Origin of the sequence: Cupriavidus sp. IK-TO18 (assembly GCF_015549295.1) — a bacterium.
Classification (GTDB): Bacteria; Pseudomonadota; Gammaproteobacteria; order Burkholderiales; family Burkholderiaceae; genus Cupriavidus; species Cupriavidus oxalaticus_A.
In genome coordinates this window covers 101,201-116,548 of sequence record NZ_JADGMP010000005.1, presented here as the reverse complement: position 1 = coordinate 116,548, position 15,348 = coordinate 101,201, and the positions used below count along the sequence as shown (strand labels likewise).

At 68.1% G+C, this 15,348-nt stretch carries 13 protein-coding genes; 7 read left to right on the top strand and 6 right to left on the bottom strand.

What is annotated here, in order from left to right; translation table 11 throughout:
* Positions 1-59: 59 nt before the first annotated feature.
* Positions 60-620 (bottom strand): DUF1439 domain-containing protein, encoded by a 561-nt coding sequence (locus IPF36_RS02970; RefSeq protein ID WP_133092442.1) that lies wholly within the window; start codon positions 618-620, stop codon positions 60-62.
* A gap of 51 nt (positions 621-671) precedes the next feature.
* On the bottom strand, positions 672-977 hold the full coding sequence (locus IPF36_RS02965; protein ID WP_135705716.1) for a YkgJ family cysteine cluster protein: 306 nt from the start codon (positions 975-977) through the stop codon (positions 672-674).
* Between the two features lie 285 nt (positions 978-1,262).
* Here IPF36_RS02965 and IPF36_RS02960 point away from each other — a divergent pair, with 285 nt between their 5' ends.
* From IPF36_RS02960 to IPF36_RS02935, 6 genes are all read left to right on the top strand, one after another.
* Positions 1,263-2,114 carry a TetR/AcrR family transcriptional regulator gene (locus tag IPF36_RS02960; protein WP_240745895.1) on the top strand — a complete coding sequence of 284 codons (852 nt, stop codon included), beginning with the start codon at positions 1,263-1,265 and terminating at the stop codon, positions 2,112-2,114.
* Positions 2,111-3,232: an efflux RND transporter periplasmic adaptor subunit gene (locus tag IPF36_RS02955; protein WP_195427287.1), complete on the top strand. Its 1,122-nt coding sequence runs from the start codon at positions 2,111-2,113 to the stop codon at positions 3,230-3,232. The genes IPF36_RS02960 and IPF36_RS02955 overlap by 4 nt, the downstream gene beginning before the upstream one ends.
* A gap of 36 nt (positions 3,233-3,268) precedes the next feature.
* A complete protein-coding gene (locus IPF36_RS02950) occupies positions 3,269-6,514 on the top strand; it encodes an efflux RND transporter permease subunit (protein WP_195427286.1) in 3,246 nt (1,081 codons plus the stop codon).
* Between the two features lie 114 nt (positions 6,515-6,628).
* On the top strand, positions 6,629-7,282 hold the full coding sequence (locus IPF36_RS02945; RefSeq protein ID WP_135705722.1) for a protein-L-isoaspartate O-methyltransferase: 654 nt from the start codon (positions 6,629-6,631) through the stop codon (positions 7,280-7,282).
* 13 nt (positions 7,283-7,295) lie between these two features.
* Positions 7,296-7,619, top strand: a complete 324-nt coding sequence (locus tag IPF36_RS02940) for a rhodanese-like domain-containing protein (protein WP_063240539.1) — start codon at positions 7,296-7,298, stop codon at positions 7,617-7,619.
* Between the two features lie 114 nt (positions 7,620-7,733).
* Positions 7,734-9,239: a TolC family outer membrane protein gene (locus IPF36_RS02935; protein WP_133092448.1), complete on the top strand. Its 1,506-nt coding sequence runs from the start codon at positions 7,734-7,736 to the stop codon at positions 9,237-9,239.
* 116 nt (positions 9,240-9,355) lie between these two features.
* Here the strand turns inward: IPF36_RS02935 and IPF36_RS02930 are convergent, their stop codons facing one another.
* Positions 9,356-10,186: an META and DUF4377 domain-containing protein gene (locus IPF36_RS02930; RefSeq protein ID WP_135705724.1), complete on the bottom strand. Its 831-nt coding sequence runs from the start codon at positions 10,184-10,186 to the stop codon at positions 9,356-9,358.
* A 311-nt stretch (positions 10,187-10,497) separates the two neighbouring features.
* Between IPF36_RS02930 and IPF36_RS02925 the strand changes: the two genes are divergently transcribed.
* A complete protein-coding gene (locus IPF36_RS02925; RefSeq protein WP_135706302.1) occupies positions 10,498-11,541 on the top strand; it encodes a glycosyltransferase family 4 protein in 1,044 nt (347 codons plus the stop codon).
* Positions 11,542-11,549: 8 nt separating this feature from the next.
* Here the strand turns inward: IPF36_RS02925 and waaA are convergent, their stop codons facing one another.
* Genes waaA through IPF36_RS02910 form a run of 3 tightly spaced genes read right to left on the bottom strand, consistent with a single transcriptional unit; the run spans position 11,550 to position 15,329 of the window.
* Entirely contained in the window at positions 11,550-12,839 is a 1,290-nt protein-coding gene (gene waaA / locus IPF36_RS02920; protein WP_195427285.1) for a lipid IV(A) 3-deoxy-D-manno-octulosonic acid transferase, read from the bottom strand.
* Positions 12,839-13,963, bottom strand: a complete 1,125-nt coding sequence (gene waaC, locus IPF36_RS02915; RefSeq protein ID WP_195427284.1) for a lipopolysaccharide heptosyltransferase I — start codon at positions 13,961-13,963, stop codon at positions 12,839-12,841. Before waaC ends, waaA begins: the two co-directional genes overlap by 1 nt.
* Positions 13,944-15,329: a phosphomannomutase/phosphoglucomutase gene (locus IPF36_RS02910; protein WP_195427283.1), complete on the bottom strand. Its 1,386-nt coding sequence runs from the start codon at positions 15,327-15,329 to the stop codon at positions 13,944-13,946. The genes waaC and IPF36_RS02910 overlap by 20 nt, the downstream gene beginning before the upstream one ends.
* Positions 15,330-15,348: the final 19 nt, after the last annotated feature.

Below are 15,348 nucleotides of genomic sequence, written 5' to 3'. Positions count from 1 at the left end.
GCCCGGCATGCGCCGGACCGCCTGGTTTGTTGTTCGAGCGCCCGGCTACCCGAGGGCGATCAGGGGCGGTTGACCTTGACGTTGATGCCGTCAGGCAAAACGGTGATTGTACCGGGCTCGACCTGCGTGCCGGCAACGCGCAGCTGGTCTTCCCGGAACGTATAGAGCGGATAGTCCTGCAGCAGCTGCTCGGCCAGGATGCCACCCAGCGCATTGAGCTGGCGCGAGAACTGCGCCGGCATGCCCTGCACGTCGAAACGCCGCACTTCAGGGTCCTGCAGTACCACCGAGCGCGTCGGCGCGTCATAGCGCAGCCCGCTGTCCAGCGCGAAGCGCCCCGTCAGCGCCTGGCGGAAGAACAGCTTGTTGTCGATGACGGCGTCGAATTGCACGTTGACGCGGTTGCGCACCGGGTCCAGCGTCAGTTGCGGATTGGTGAGCTGGATGTCGAACAGCTCCATATAGCGCTTGTTAAACGGGAACTTGCGCTCCAGCGCGGCCTGCAGCTGGCTTTGCGAGAACGTGTACTCGTTGCGGAACGCGCCGCAGGCGGCGAGGCCGGCGGCCAGCGCGGTGGCGCCAGCGACGGCCAGCCAGCGCCGTCGGGAAGTCCGGATCATGTTGCCTCCGAGTTCAGGAGTTGGGCGGGCGTGCCGGCACTATGGCAGGCGTCACCCGCGCGAGCCGGGCCGTGCAGGCGTGGCCTGTGGCGCGGTCAGGATTTCGAGTCGGGTCAGCCAGCGCAGCGCGGCTTCGCGCGAGTCGCCGCACATTTCCGCCGCGGGCTTCAGGCCGGCGCAGAACGCCGGCCGGTCAGGGCGGCCGAACACCGCGCAGCGCATGTCGGGCAGCAACTGCGCGCACGGCACGCCCGCTGGCTTGCCCTCGGGCATGCCCGGCAGGGCCGAGGCAATCGACGGGGCAATGCAACAGGCGCCGCAGCCAGCGCGGCAGGAAAGGTGTGACCGGCAACTCATCGCAATGGTTCAGGGAGGCCGCGGCAGGGCATGGCAAGCCAGGCGGCTGACATCAAGGCGCCATTGTGCCCGAAGCGCCGCCATCCTCCTGTAAGAAAAGGAAAACGCCATGTGCGCGATCGAACCGGCTGGCCCCGTAAGGGCCGCCATGCGCGCCCCCGGCATCACATGTCTCGGATTCGCCTCGGTGCGTACCCTAGGCCCGCCCCGGCCGCGCTTGACCCTCACATGGCGCTACTCTACATTACTGACCCACAAGTTATTAACATCCCACCCCGCCCCACCGTGCCCCGCAGTCCTCGCAAGACACCCGTGAAAACACCCGTCGAACCGCACAAGGATGCCGATGCGCCGCGCTGGAGCCGGCGCAAGGCCGCGCGCCCGCAGGAGCTGGTCGCGGCGGCGCTCGACCTGTTCGTGGAGCGCGGCTACGCGGCCACGCGCCTGGAAGACGTGGCGGCGGCCGCCGGGGTGTCCAAGGGCACGGTCTACCTGTACTTCGCCAACAAGGAAGAACTGTTCAAGTCCGTGGTGCGTGAGAACCTGGTCCCGGCCCTGTCGCGCGGCACCGAGCTGGTCGACCGCTACGAGGGCAGCACCCCGGAACTGCTGCGCGAGCTGCTGCGCGGCTGGTGGGGCCTGATCGGCGCCACGCGGGTGGCCGGGATCACGAAGCTGATCATGGCCGAGTCGGCCAACTTCCCCGACATCGCCCGCTTCTATAACAAAGAGGTGATGATGCCGGGCGACGAGCTGTTCGCCAGGGTGCTGGCGCGCGGCGTGGCGCGCGGCGAGTTCCGCCCGGTGCCGGCCAACCCCACCACCACGCTGATCTGCGCCCCGCTGGTGTTCCTGATGCTGTGGCAGCGCGCGCTGCGCGCCACCTCTGAAAAGGACATCGACCCCGAGGTCTTCCTCGACCATCTGCTCGACACGCTGCTGTTCGGCTTGACCACCGGCGAGGCGCGCGAGCGCCCGCTGCCGCCGCAGCAAGGCCCCTACGTGTGGGAGCGCATCCGCGACGAGATGCTGGCGCAAAGCGGCGGGGATACGGACGGCGGTGCTGACGGTGCTGACGGCAGTGCGGACGGCGATGCCGCCAACGACCCGGGCACGCGCCCGCGAAAGCCGACATGAAACGAAAGACCCTGCTCATCGCTGTAGCCTGCGTCATCGTGGTGCTGAGCGCCGTGGCCGCCGTGCGCAAGGCCGGCAGCGCGCGCCAGCCGCAAGCGCCAGTACAAGCCGCCGCGAACGTGGTGGAGTTCCTGCAGGCCGACCTCTTCAACGTGGGCCGCCAGAACCTGCAGGTGTCGCTGCCGCTGTCGGGCAGCCTGCGCGCGCTGAACCAGGCATCGGTCAAGGCCAAGGTCTCGGGCGAGGTGCAGCAGGTGCTGGTGCGCGAAGGCGAGCCGGTGCGCGCCGGACAGGTGATCGCGCGCATCGACCCGACCGAGTACGAGGCCAGGGTGGCGCAGGCGCGCGGGCAGATGCTGGCCATGCAAGGGCAGTTCCAGAACTCGCGCCAGACCTGGGAGCGCAACCGCGAACTGGTCGGCAAGGGCTTTATCTCGAAGACCGCGTTCGACAAGTTCCAGTCCGACCTCGACGTGGCCCGCGCTAATCTCGATGCCGCCCAGGGCGGCCTGGCGGTGGCGCAGAAGGCGCTGGCCGACACCGTGGTCAAGGCCCCGCTCGACGGCATGGTCGCCGCGCGCGCGGTGCAGCCGGGCGAGAAGGTGTCGCCGGATACGCGCCTGGTCGATGTGGTCGACCTGCGCGTGCTGGAACTGGAGGCGCCGGTGCCGATGGCCGACGTGGCGCGCGCCAGCGCCGGCCAGGCGGTCGAACTCGACGTGGAAGGCGCCGGGCGCTTTACCGGCAAGCTAGTGCGGATCAACCCGGCCGTCATGCAGGGCACCCGCAGCATCATGGTCTACGTGCGCGTGGAGAATGCCAACGCGAAGCTGCGCGCCGGCATGTTCGCGCGCGGCGCGCTGGTGCTGGGGCAGCGGTCCGGCGTGGTGGCGGTGCCGGCCTCGGCCCTGCGCATGGAAGGCGAGCGTGCCTTCGTCTATGCCATCGACAAGGACGTGCTGGCCGAGCGCCCGGTGCAGCTGGGCGTGCGCGACGAAGGCAGCGGGATGGTGGAGATCGTCTCCGGTCTCGACGCCGGCACCGAGATCGTGCGCACCAACCTCGGCACGCTGCGCAGCGGCAGCCAGGTGCGGCGCGTGAATGACGTGAAAGCGTGAAGGCCTGACGCTTAGCCACGAACCGGAACGCGCCCCATGTGGTTCACTCGCCTGTCCATCCGCAACCCGGTGCTGGCCACCATGATGATGATGGCCTTCATCGTGGTCGGGCTGTTCTCCTACCAGCGCCTGCCGGTCGACCAGTTCCCCGATATCACCTTCCCGGTGGTGGTGGTACAGACCGAATACCCGGGCGCCGCGCCGGAATCGGTGGAATCCGACGTCACCCGCAAGGTCGAGGAGATCGTCAACACCATCTCCGGCATCGACGAGATCTTCTCGCACTCGTACCAGGGCACCTCGGTCGTCGTCATCAAGTTCGACCTCAGCGTCGATGTCGGCCAGGCCGCGCAGGACGTGCGCGACAAGATCGCGCTGATCCGGCCGCAGTTCCGCGACGAGGTCAAGGACCCGCGCGTGCTGCGCTACGACCCGTCCGACGCGCCGATCTTCTACCTGTCGGTGTCCAATGCCCCGGGCGCCAACCGCAGCCAGCGCGAGCTGACCACCATCGCAGACCAGATCGTGCGCAAGCGGCTGGAAACGGTGCGCGGCGTGGGTGCGATCAATCTCGTCGGCGGCACCAAGCGCGAGGTCGAGATCCGCATCCGTCCCGCGCAGCTGGAAGCGCTGGGTATCGGCGTCGACCAGGTAATGAACGCGATCCGCAACGAGAACCAGGAGCTGCCCGCGGGCGAGTTGCGGTCCTCGTCCACCGAGACCGTGGTGCAGATCAAGGGCCGCGTGCCCACGCCCGACGCCTTCCGCAAGATCATCGTGGCGCGCCGCGCCGGCCAGCCGGTCACGCTGGGCGAGATCGCCGACGTGCGCGACGGGCAGGAAGAACAGGAAAGCCTGGCGCTGCTCGATGGCAAGCGCGCCCTCTTCCTGTCGGTGGTGAAGGCGCAGGGCCAGAACACCGTCGATACCGTCGACGGCCTGGTGCGCATGACCGATGAGGTGCGCAAGCTGGTGCCTGCCGACGTGCAGCTCAACGTGGTCAACGACACCGCGCGCGGCATCCGCAGCAGCGTGAAGGAGGTGCGCTCCACGCTGCTGGAAGGCGCGTTCCTGACGGTGGCGATCGTGTTCCTGTTCCTCGGCTCTTGGCGCAGCACGGTCATCACCGGCCTGACGCTGCCGATCGCGCTGATCGGCACTTTCGGCGTGATGTACATGTGCGGCTTCACGCTCAATGTGATCACGCTGATGGCGCTGTCGCTGTGCGTGGGCCTGCTGATCGACGATGCCATCGTGGTGCGCGAGAACATCGTGCGCCACAACCTGATGGGCAAGGACCACCGCAGCGCGGCGCTGGACGGCACCAACGAGATCGGGCTGGCGGTGCTGGCCACCACCTTCTCGATCGTGGCGGTGTTCCTGCCGGTGGGCTTCATGGGCGGGATCATCGGGCGCTTCTTCCACCAGTTCGGCATTACGGTGGTGGCTGCCGTGCTGATCTCGATGTTCGTCTCGTTCACGCTGGACCCGATGCTGTCGTCGGTCTGGCACGATCCCGACCTGCACGGCACCGGCAACAAGAAGAGCTGGTACGGACGCACCATCGGCCGGATGCTGGACTGGTTCTCGGCGCGCATGGACCGGCTTGGCGACGGCTATGCCGCGATGCTGGGCTGGGCGCTGAAGCACCGGATGGCGACCGCGATCATCGCGGCGGTGACGTTCTTCGGCAGCTTTGCGCTGGTGCCGCTGATCGGCACGGAATTCGTGCCCAACGCGGACCTGGGCGAGACGCAGGTCGGGTTCACCACGCCGGTGGGCACGTCAATCGAAATCACCGAGGCCAAGGTGCGGCAGGTGGAAACCGCGCTGAAATCCTTCCCGGAAGTCGCCTACACCTACGCCACCATCAACTCGGGCAACGCCTCGGGCCGCAACAACGCGCTGGTCTCGGTGCGCCTGACCGAGCGGCGCGCACGCAAGCTCTCGACCGCGCAGCTCAACCCGCTGATCCGCGAGCGGCTGGCCGGCATCGCGGGCATCACGCTGACCATGGTCGGCATGCCCGACGGCGCGGGCGGCCAGAAGGCGATCCAGGTTTCGATCCAGGGCGACGACCTCAACGAACTGCGCCGGCTGTCGCAGGAAGCCGGCAAGCGCATGCGGGCGATCCCCGGCCTGGCCGACCTGGATTCGAGCATGAAGGACGACCGCCCCACCATCGAGGTCCGCATCCGCCGCGAACTGGCCTCGGACCTCGGCGTAGGCGTGGCGCAGATCGGCAACGCCCTGCGCCCGCTGCTGGCGGGCGATGCCATCAGCTCGTGGCGCGCCCCCGATGACGAGAACTACGACGTGCGCGTGCGCCTGCCCCGGGACGCCCGCACCGGCATGGCCGACCTGAGCGCGCTGATGATCGCCAGCAGCCAGGCCAACGCCGACGGCTCGCCGAGGATGGTGCCGCTGCGCCAGATCGCCGAGCTGGTGCCGACCACCGGCGCCAACCAGATCAGCCGGCGCGACCTGAACCGCGAGGTCGAGCTGACCGCCAACGTCGCCGGCCGCTCGGCCGGCGAGGTGGCGCGCGACGTCAAGGCCACGCTGGACGGCATGAACTGGCCGGCGGGCTACAAGTACCGTTTCGGCGGCTCGACCAAGTCGATGAACGAGTCCTTCGGCTACGCCGTGTCGGCGCTGGCGCTGGCGGTGATCTTCATCTACATGATCCTGGCGTCGCAGTTCGCCAGCTTCTTCCAGCCGATCGCGATCATGACCTCGCTGCCGCTCACGCTGGTCGGCGTGTTCGCGGCACTGCTGCTGTTCCGCTCGACGCTGAATATGTTCTCGATCATCGGCTTCATCATGCTGATGGGGCTGGTGACCAAGAATGCGATCTTGCTGGTGGACTTTGCCAACCAGGCGCGGCAGGGTCACGTCGATGGACCTGACGGCAGCGAGGGCCGCCAGCCGTTGTCGCGCGAGGCCGCGCTGGTGGAAGCGGCGCGCGTGCGCCTGCGCCCGATCCTGATGACCACGCTGGCGATGATCTTCGGCATGGTGCCGCTGGCCTTCAGCCTGGGCGAAGGCGCCGAGCAGCGCGCGCCGATGGGCCAGACGGTGATCGGCGGGATCATTACCTCGTCGATCCTGACGCTGGTGGTGGTGCCTGTGATCTATACGTATCTTGATGATTTCGGGGCGTGGTTGCGCCGGCTGTGGCAACGCAAGGCGGCCGCGCCGTCACCAAGCCACGCCGCGGCCGCGCCCGCCCGTCCGGCCACGCAGGAATTGCCGGGGCCCACGGAGGCCAGCGCGGAATGAACCCGACGGCGCCCGCAAGGTTAAAATAGCGGGTTAGACAAGACTGTCCGGCCGTGGGCACCGCGCGGCCGGCGCACAGAACGACAGCGGTTGGCCTTGGTAAGGAATGGCAAGATGGATCTCGAAAAAGCCCGATTCAACATGATCGAACAGCAAATCCGCCCGTGGGACGTGCTGGACCAGGAAATCCTGGACCTGCTGGCGGTGGTCAAGCGGGAGCAGTTCGTCCCGGCCGCGTACGCCTCGCTGGCGTTCGTCGACATGGAGATCCCGCTGCCCGCCGGGCAGAATATGCTGCCGCCGCGGGTCGAAGCCCGCATCCTGCAGGACCTGGCCGTGCGCAAGCATGAAAACGTGCTGGAAATCGGCGCCGGCTCCGGCTACATGGCCGCCCTGCTGGCCAACCGCGCACGCCACGTGCTGACCGTGGACATCGTGCCCGAGCTGGTCGAGCTGGCCCGCACCAACCTGGCCAACGCCGGCATCACCAATGTCGACGTCGCCGAAGGCAATGCCGCCGACGGCTGGGCCGCCGCGGCGCCGTACGATGTGATCTGCATCTCCGGCTCGCTGCCGGCGCTGCCGCAGTCGATCCTGTCGCAGGTCAAGGTGGGCGGCCGCATCGCCGCCATCGTGGGCGAACTGCCGGTGATGGAAGCGCGCCTGATCACGCGCGTGTCCGAAACCGAGTACCAGGTCGTCAACCTGTTCGAGACCGCGGTCAAGCCCCTGCAGGGCGCGGCCCGTCCGTCGCAGTTCCAGTTCTGAGGACAGTCCAATCATGCAGGTGATCAAGCCGACCGAACTGGCCCAGTGGCTGGCCGATGCCAGCCGCGCCAGGCCGGTCCTGCTGGATGTGCGCGAAGGCTGGGAGGTGCAGACCTGCGCCATGCCCGGCATCACCCATATCCCGATGCGCGACATCCCGGCGCGCGCCGCCGAACTGGATGAGGACGCAGACATCGTCTGCATCTGCCACCACGGCATGCGCAGCATGCAGGTGGCGGCGTTCCTGGAGCGCCAGGGCTACGCCAGGGTCTACAACCTGACCGGCGGCGTCGACGCCTGGGCCAGCGAAGTGGACCCGGCCATGCCGAAGTACTGAAGCGAGGCACGGCCTGGCCGCGCGGGCCGGCCGCTTTCGTTCGCGCCGCAAGCAGCATTCCGAAGAAGAAACAACCACAGGCCGCGGCCCCGCGCCCGGCAAACTGGAGCTGTCATGAAGTTTGCGCCCAACGCCCTGCCCGGAGCGATCCGGACACGCCTGGCGATCGCGGCTACCCTGCTCGCCCCGCTGCTTGCCATGCTGCCCGCGGCACCGGCAGGCGCGGCCGACCTGCTGCAGGTCTATCGCGATGCGCAATCCAATGACGCCCAGTTCGCCAGCGCCCGCTCGCAACTGCTCGCCACGCGCGAGCGGCTGCCGCAAGGCCGCGCCGGACTGCTGCCGCAGGTCGTCGGCACCGCCGGCGCCAACCGCACCAAGCTCGACCAGACTGCCTCGCTGCCGATCGGCGGCTCGCCCAGCGCCTCGGGCACGCGTTTCTTCAACAACAACAACTGGCAGTTGCAGCTGAGCCAGCCGCTGTTCCGCTGGGACCGCTGGGAAACCTACAAGCAGGGCGAACTGGCCGCGCTGGCCGGTGAAGTCACCTTCCACCAGGCCGAGCTCGACCTGATCACGCGCAGCGCGCAGGCCTACTTCGACGTGCTCGCCGCGCAGGACAACCTGTACCTGGCGCGCGCGCAGAAAAAGGCCATCGGCGAGCAGCTGGAACAGGCCAAGCGCAACTTCGAGGTCGGCACCGCCACCATCGTCGACGCCAACGACGCGCAGGCGCGCTTCGACCTGGCCACCTCGACCGAGATCGCCTCGCAAAACGACCTGGAAATCCGGCGCGCCACCTTGCAGCAGATCACCGGCAAGCCGGTCGACGAACTGATGGGCCTGCGCTCCGAGGCGTTGATTCCCGGACCGCAACCGCCGGACGTGAACGCCTGGGCAGCGCAGGCCGAAACCAGCAACCCGCAGGTCAACCTGGCCGGCTACAACCTGGAAACCGCGCAGCGCGAGACCAACAAGGCCAAGGCCGGGCACCTGCCCTCGGTCGACCTGGTGGCGTCGTACGGCTTCAACAACCAGACCGGCAGCGCCACGCAGGTCATCTCGACCCACTACAACGCGTCGCAGATCGGCGTGCAGCTGACCATGCCGATCTTCTCCGGCGGCCAGATCCAGTCGCGCGTGCGCGAGACCATCGCGCTGGCGGACAAGGCCGCGAGCGACCTCGAATTCGCGCGCCGCACGGCGGCGCAGACGGCGCGGCAGACCTACTCCGGCGTCTCCAACGGGCTGGCGCAGGTCAAGGCGCTGGAGGCTGCGGAGCGTTCGGCGCAGAGCGCGGTGGAATCGAACCAGCTCGGCTATGAGGTCGGCGTGCGCATCAATATCGATGTGCTGAACGCCGAGGCGCAGCTGTTCTCCACGCGGCGCGACCTGGCCAAGGCGCGCTATGACACCATCATGAACGGCTTGCGGCTGAAGGCGTCGACCGGCGTGCTGCAGGAAGAGGATGTGGTGCAGATCAATACGCTGCTGACTTCGGTGCCGGGGTCGATGTACAAGCTGCCGGTGCCGGGGCAGGCTGGCGGCAAGGCGGCGGCAAAGGCTGCCACCGCGGATCGCCGCGGTGTGCGGCGCGATGGCGGGACGCCGCGCTCCTGATCCCACTGACACGATGCAAACGGGCCGCAACTGCGGCCCTTTTTTCCTTGGTGATGCCGGAGATGCGCTGGTTTGCTCCCCTCTCCCGCACGCGGTAGAGGGGAGCAAACCAGCAGCTATTGCGCCCGCGTCCGCGACTCCACCTTCAGCAACTCCCACCGTATCGACGACGCATCGGCCGGCGGGTTCGGCACCTGGTATTCGCGCACGCGCAGCTTGTACGCCACCCCCTGCTCGAAATCCAGCCCTTCGATCGGCCCGTACCAGAGCTGCCACGGCGCGTCCGGCGACTCGCGCCAGCGATAGCACATCATCTTGCCGACGCCCGAACATTCCACGCGCTGCGAATCGATATAAACGATCTTCTCCACGCCACCCGCCGCGGCACTCGCGCCGCGCCTGCCCACGCCTTCGCGCTCGGCAAACTGCAGCAGGTCGCCGCTGGCGGTTTTCCAGACAATCTGCCGCCCGGTGCTGGCCGCCGACGGCTGCGTGCCGACGGTGGTGAACGATGCCTGCATCGCCTTGAGCAACGCCGACTCCAGTTCCATGCGCGGTGGCGGGCAAGCCATGCGCGTGCCAGCCACGCGGTCAAAGCGCACCCCGGTGTCGGTCTTGCCATAGCTGCCAGTAAAGCGGTTGCAGCCGCTGGTGCCGCTGACCGTGCCCTGCGCGGCATCGATGCCATCGCTGAACTCGAAGATGATGGGCTCGCCGTTGTCGCCATGCGGGATGTCGCGCAGCGTGCCGTCGGCCAGCTGCCAGCGCACCAGTTCCCAACGGCTGGGACCGGACGGCTGCGCCTGGTTGAGATTGGCGCCGGCGCTGGGCAGCCCTGGTGCCGGCGCGGTGGTGCAGGCGGCGAGTGTGGCGGCTGCGGTGGCAAGCGCAATGGCCGCGCTGCGCAGGCCGATGCTCCGGCAGGTGCCGCGAAGGGGTGTCTGCATCTCAGTAAGCTCCTGTAACTTGGGCGGGAACGCCGCTGTGCAAGCGATTGACGATCGCATGGCAGCGTCCGCGCTTCATGCTGGCTTAGAGCGTGGCGGATTCATGCAAGTTTCAGCATTGCCGGCTGCACAATGCTGCCGTCTAGTGTAACGTGCGCCCCATGTCTCGCCGCGGCCGGATGCCGGTCGCGGCCTTTCGTGTCTCCGGGTGCCTTAGAACACCTCGGATCGCCCAGAACGCCTTGCCCACCACCACGCATCCCTCGCCTTCCGGCCGCAACATCTGCTTCCTGACCGGCACGCTGAACGCCATGGCCGGCGCCGAGCGCATGACGGCGACAGTCGCCAATGCGCTGGCCGCGCTCGGCCATAACGTGACCATTCTGAGCCTGTGGGACCCGGCCAGCCAGTTCGCGCTGGATCCGCGTATCCGGCATGAAGCGCTGTTTGCGCAGCGGCCTTCGTTCAAGCGGGCTTACCTGGCCACCGTGGCCGGCATCCACCGCCATTGCCGTGCGCACCGGACCGACGTGCTGGTGCAGGTCGACACCATGCTCGCGCTGTTCGTGCTGCCCGCCACCGCCGGTCTGGGCCTGCACCATATCGCCTGGGAGCATTGCCACTTCGACGAGGACCTCGGCAAGCCGGCGCGCAAGCTGGCGCGGCGCCTGGATGCACGCTTCTGCCGGCAGGTCGTGGTCCTGACGGAGCGCGACCGCCAGCGCTGGCGCGAAGCGCTGCGGCCACGCAGCGATATCGTCTGCCTGCCAAACCCCCTGCCGTTCCCGATGCCACCCGAACCTGCGCCGCGCGCGCAGAAGACGGTGCTCGCCATGGGCCGTCTGGTTGCGGCCAAGGGCTTCGATGTGCTGCTGCATGCCTGGCAGCAAGTCGCCGCGCAGGCGCCGGGATGGCATTTGCTGATTCACGGCGAGGGCGAGGAGCGCCCGGCGCTGACCGCGCTGACCGTTGAACTGGGCTTGCAGGACAGCGTCAGCCTGCCGGGCATCTGCCACGATCCGGAGCAAGCGTACGGGCGCGCGTCGGTGTTCTGCCTGAGTTCGCGATACGAAGGCTTCGGGCTGGTGCTGATCGAAGCCATGGCGTTTGGCCTGCCCATCGTCTCGACCGATTGCGAGACCGGCCCACGCGAACTGCTGACGCCCGGGCAAGACGCGCTGGTGGTCGCGACAGGCAATGCGGATGCGCTGGCGCAAGCGCTGCTGACCGTGATCGGCGAACCGGCGACCGCCACCCGGCTCGCAGACGCCGGGCGTCGCAAGGCAGCCGGCTTTGCGCTCGAACGGATCGCGCTGCAGTGGGATGCACTGGTCAAGGCTCCTGCGGAGCCCTGACCTGCCGCTTAGTGTTCCAGGGCTGGCGCCAGCGCCGCCAGCGTACGTACGGTAGCGCCGCGATGCAGCCCGGCAAAAGTCTGTGCATGCGCCCGCATATCCGCCAGCCGCGCGCGGTCCGCCAGCACGCTGCCGGCGGTGCGCACCAGCTCATCCGCATTGTCCACGCGCAGGCACGCGCCCGCGGCAATGGCGTCTTCGGTCGCCTGCGCAAAGTTGAAGGTGTGCGGGCCGATCAGCACCGGCGTGCCGACCGCGCACGCCTCGATCAGGTTCTGCCCGCCCAGCGGCAACAGGCTGCCGCCGATAAAGGCGAGGTCCGATGCGGCGAAGTACATCGCCATCTCGCCCATCGAATCGCCCAGCAGGATATCCGCGTCCACGGGCGCCGTCTCGGCATCGAGATCCAGCGCACTGCGGCGCGCCACCGAGAATCCCGTGCGCGCCGCCAGCGCCGCCACTTCATCGAAGCGCTGCGGATGCCGCGGGATCAGCAGCAGCAACGGGCGCGGCACGTCGCCGGCCAGCGCCTGCCAGCGCGAGAAAGCATCGAGCAACAGCGGCTCCTCGCCTTCGCGGGTGCTGGCGGCGGCCAGCACCTGGCGGCCGCTGAAGGTTTTGCGCAGCCGCTCGCCCAGCGCCATGCCCGCCGGCGCCGGCTGCATGTCGAACTTGAGGTTGCCCGTGATTTGCACGGCCGGCACGCCCAGCTGGCGAAAGCGCTCAGCATCGCCGGCGGTCTGCGCCAGCACGCCCGCGAAGTCGCGGTACATCGCCGAAGCCGCGCGCCCGAAGCGCGCCGTGCGCCGGAAGCTGCGGGGCGACAGGCGCGCATTGACCAGGTACAACGGCACGCCCGCCTTGCGCGCGCCGTGCACCACATTCGGCCACACCTCGGTTTCCATCAGCATCCCCGCCTCGGGCCGGAAATGCCGCAAGAACCGCCGCACCAGCCATGGCAAGTCGTATGGCAGGTAGCACTGCAGGATGCGCGGCTCGTTGCCGAACAGCTGCGCGCCGGTCTGGCGGCCGGTCGGCGTCATATGCGTCAGCAGCAGCCGATGGCGCGGATAGGCGCCGAGCAAGGACTCGATCAGCGGCTGCGCGGCACGGGTCTCGCCCACGGACACGGCGTGGACCCACAGCCACGGCCCCTGGTTCGGCAGGCTGCCATAGATACCCAGCCGCTCGCCGACATGGTGCAGGTAGCCGGGCTCCTTGCGCGCGCGCCATGCCAGCCGCAACAGCGCCAGCGGCAGCACCGCCACCCACAACAAGCTATAGATCAGGCGCAGCATCAGGCAGCGACCCCGCGCACGCGGCAGGCGGCCTCGTAGACTTCATCGACCGATGGCACCACGCCGTCGTCGCCGACGTTGGCGATGCGGTCGGACCAATACCCTTCCGTCTTCCAGCGCCATGTCGCGGTATAGATTTCCACCGTCGGCCGGCACAGCGCCGCCGCGATATGGACCAGGCCCGTATCGACTCCGATCACCACTTCGGCACGGTTGATCAGGCCAAAGCCCTGCATAACCGAGAACTTCGGCAGCACGCGTGCCTGCGGCACGCCCGCGGCAATCTCTTCGGCGGCCTGGCGCTCCTTGTCGTTGCCCCACGGCAGCAGCATGGTCAGGCCTTCGGCGGCCAGGCGGTTGCCCAGCGCGTGCCAGTTCTGCACCGCCCATTTCTTGCGCGCTCCCGCCGTCGCGTGGAAGCAGACGGCATAGCGCGCCGGCAAGTCCGCCCATAGCGGGTCGTCGACATGCAATGACTGCGCCGCCGGCCCGAAAAACCGTGGCGGCTCCACTGGCGCGATCCCCGTCAGCGCCGCGCCCAGAAGGCGCGAGCGCTGCACCGAATGGGTCTGGCGCGGCACGCGCACCGAGTCCGTGTACAACAGGCGCGCCGCAGGCTCATAGCCCGAACCCTGCGTCGCATTGCCCAGCCCGATGATCGGCGCACCCTGCGCACGCGTCGCCACACGCGCCACCACCGCGGTCTTGAGCAGACCCTGGCTTTCGATCACGGCGTCGTAGCGCTCCCGGCGCAAGGCATTGCGCACGGCACCGATCTCCTGCCAGGTCGCGCCCTGCAGGATGCGCTTGCGCCAGCGCCGCAGCGCGAACGGAATCACCCGCCGCACCTCAGGCAACAGGCGCACCAGCTCCACATAGCCCTCTTCCACCACCCAGTCGATCTCGGCACCGGGCCAGCGCGCGCGCAGGTCGTGCACCAGCGGCATGTTGTGCACCACGTCGCCGAGCGACGACACCTTGACCAGCAGGATGCGCGGCCGCTCTGGCAGCGTGAACGGCACTGCGGCCGGCATGGGCTGCACCACGCCGGCCGCGCCGACTGCATCGGGCGAAGGTGGCGATGCCGGCGGCACCGCCGTGCGCTCAGAACGGGAGTTGAGCATCCGGTTTCTCGGCCAGGATCACACGCTTGAACTCGGCCTGGATGCGCGCCAGCGCGGCGTCGTTATCCGCTTCGAAACGCATCACCACCACCGGCGTGGTGTTCGACGGACGCGCCAGGCCGAAGCCATCGGCGTATTCCACGCGCACGCCATCGATCTTGTTCACCTCGCGCGCGCCCTCGAACGTGGCGTTCGCCTTGATCTTGTCGAGCAGCGTGAAGGGCTCGCCTTCCGCGCACTTGAGCTGCAGCTCCGGCGTATTGTTGGCGTTCGGCAGCGCGTTCAGCACCGCGCTCGGGTCGGCGTGGCGCGACAGGACCTCCAGCAGGCGCGCGCCGGTGTACAGGCCGTCGTCAAAGCCATACCAGCGGTCCTTGAAAAACACGTGGCCACTCATCTCGCCGGCGATCGGCGCGCCGGTCTCCTTCAGCTTGGCCTTGACCAGCGAATGGCCGGTCTTCCACATCAGCGGCTCGCCACCGTGCTCGCGGATCCACGGGGCCAGCTTGCCGGTGCACTTCACGTCGTAGATCACCTGCGCACCCGGATTGCGCGACAGGATTTCCTCGGCAAACAGCATCAGCTGGCGGTCCGGGAAGATGACCTGGCCATCCTTGGTCACCACGCCCAGCCGGTCGCCGTCGCCGTCGAAGGCCAGGCCCAGCTCGCAATCGGTCTCGCGCAGGGTCTTCATCAGGTCCTGCAGGTTCTCGATATGCGCCGGATCGGGGTGGTGGTTGGGGAAATTGCCGTCGACGTCGCAGAACAGCTCGGTCACTTCGCAGCCCAGGCCGCGGAACAGGTCGCCGACGAACGCGCCGGCCACGCCATTGCCGGCATCGAGCGCGATCTTCATCGGGCGGGCGAGCTTGACGTCGCTGATGATGCGGTCGAGGTACTTCTGGCGCACATCGACCTTCTGGTAGATGCCTGCACCGCTGGTGAAGTCGCCCGCCTCGATGCGCAGGCGCAGGCCCTGGATCTGCTCGCCATAGATGGCCTGGCCGGCGAGGACCATCTTGAAGCCGTTGTAGTCAGGGGGGTTGTGGCTGCCGGTGACCATGATGCCGGAGGTGGCACGGACGCCATTGAGCTCGATGTTGGTACCGAAGTAGACCATGGGGGTGGCGACCATGCCGAGGTCGATCACGTCCAGGCCGGCGGCGCGCAGGCCTTCTACCAGTCCACCGATCAGGTCAGGTCCCGAAAGCCGCCCGTCGCGGCCGACCACGATCGACTTCTCACCCAGCTCTACGGCCGCCGAGCCGAACGACAGTCCGATCTGGCGCGCAACCTCGCGAGTGAGCGTTTTGCCCACGATGCCGCGGATGTCATAGGCTTTGAAGATAGAGGGATCGATTTGCATGTGGCTTCCTGTCAGTCTT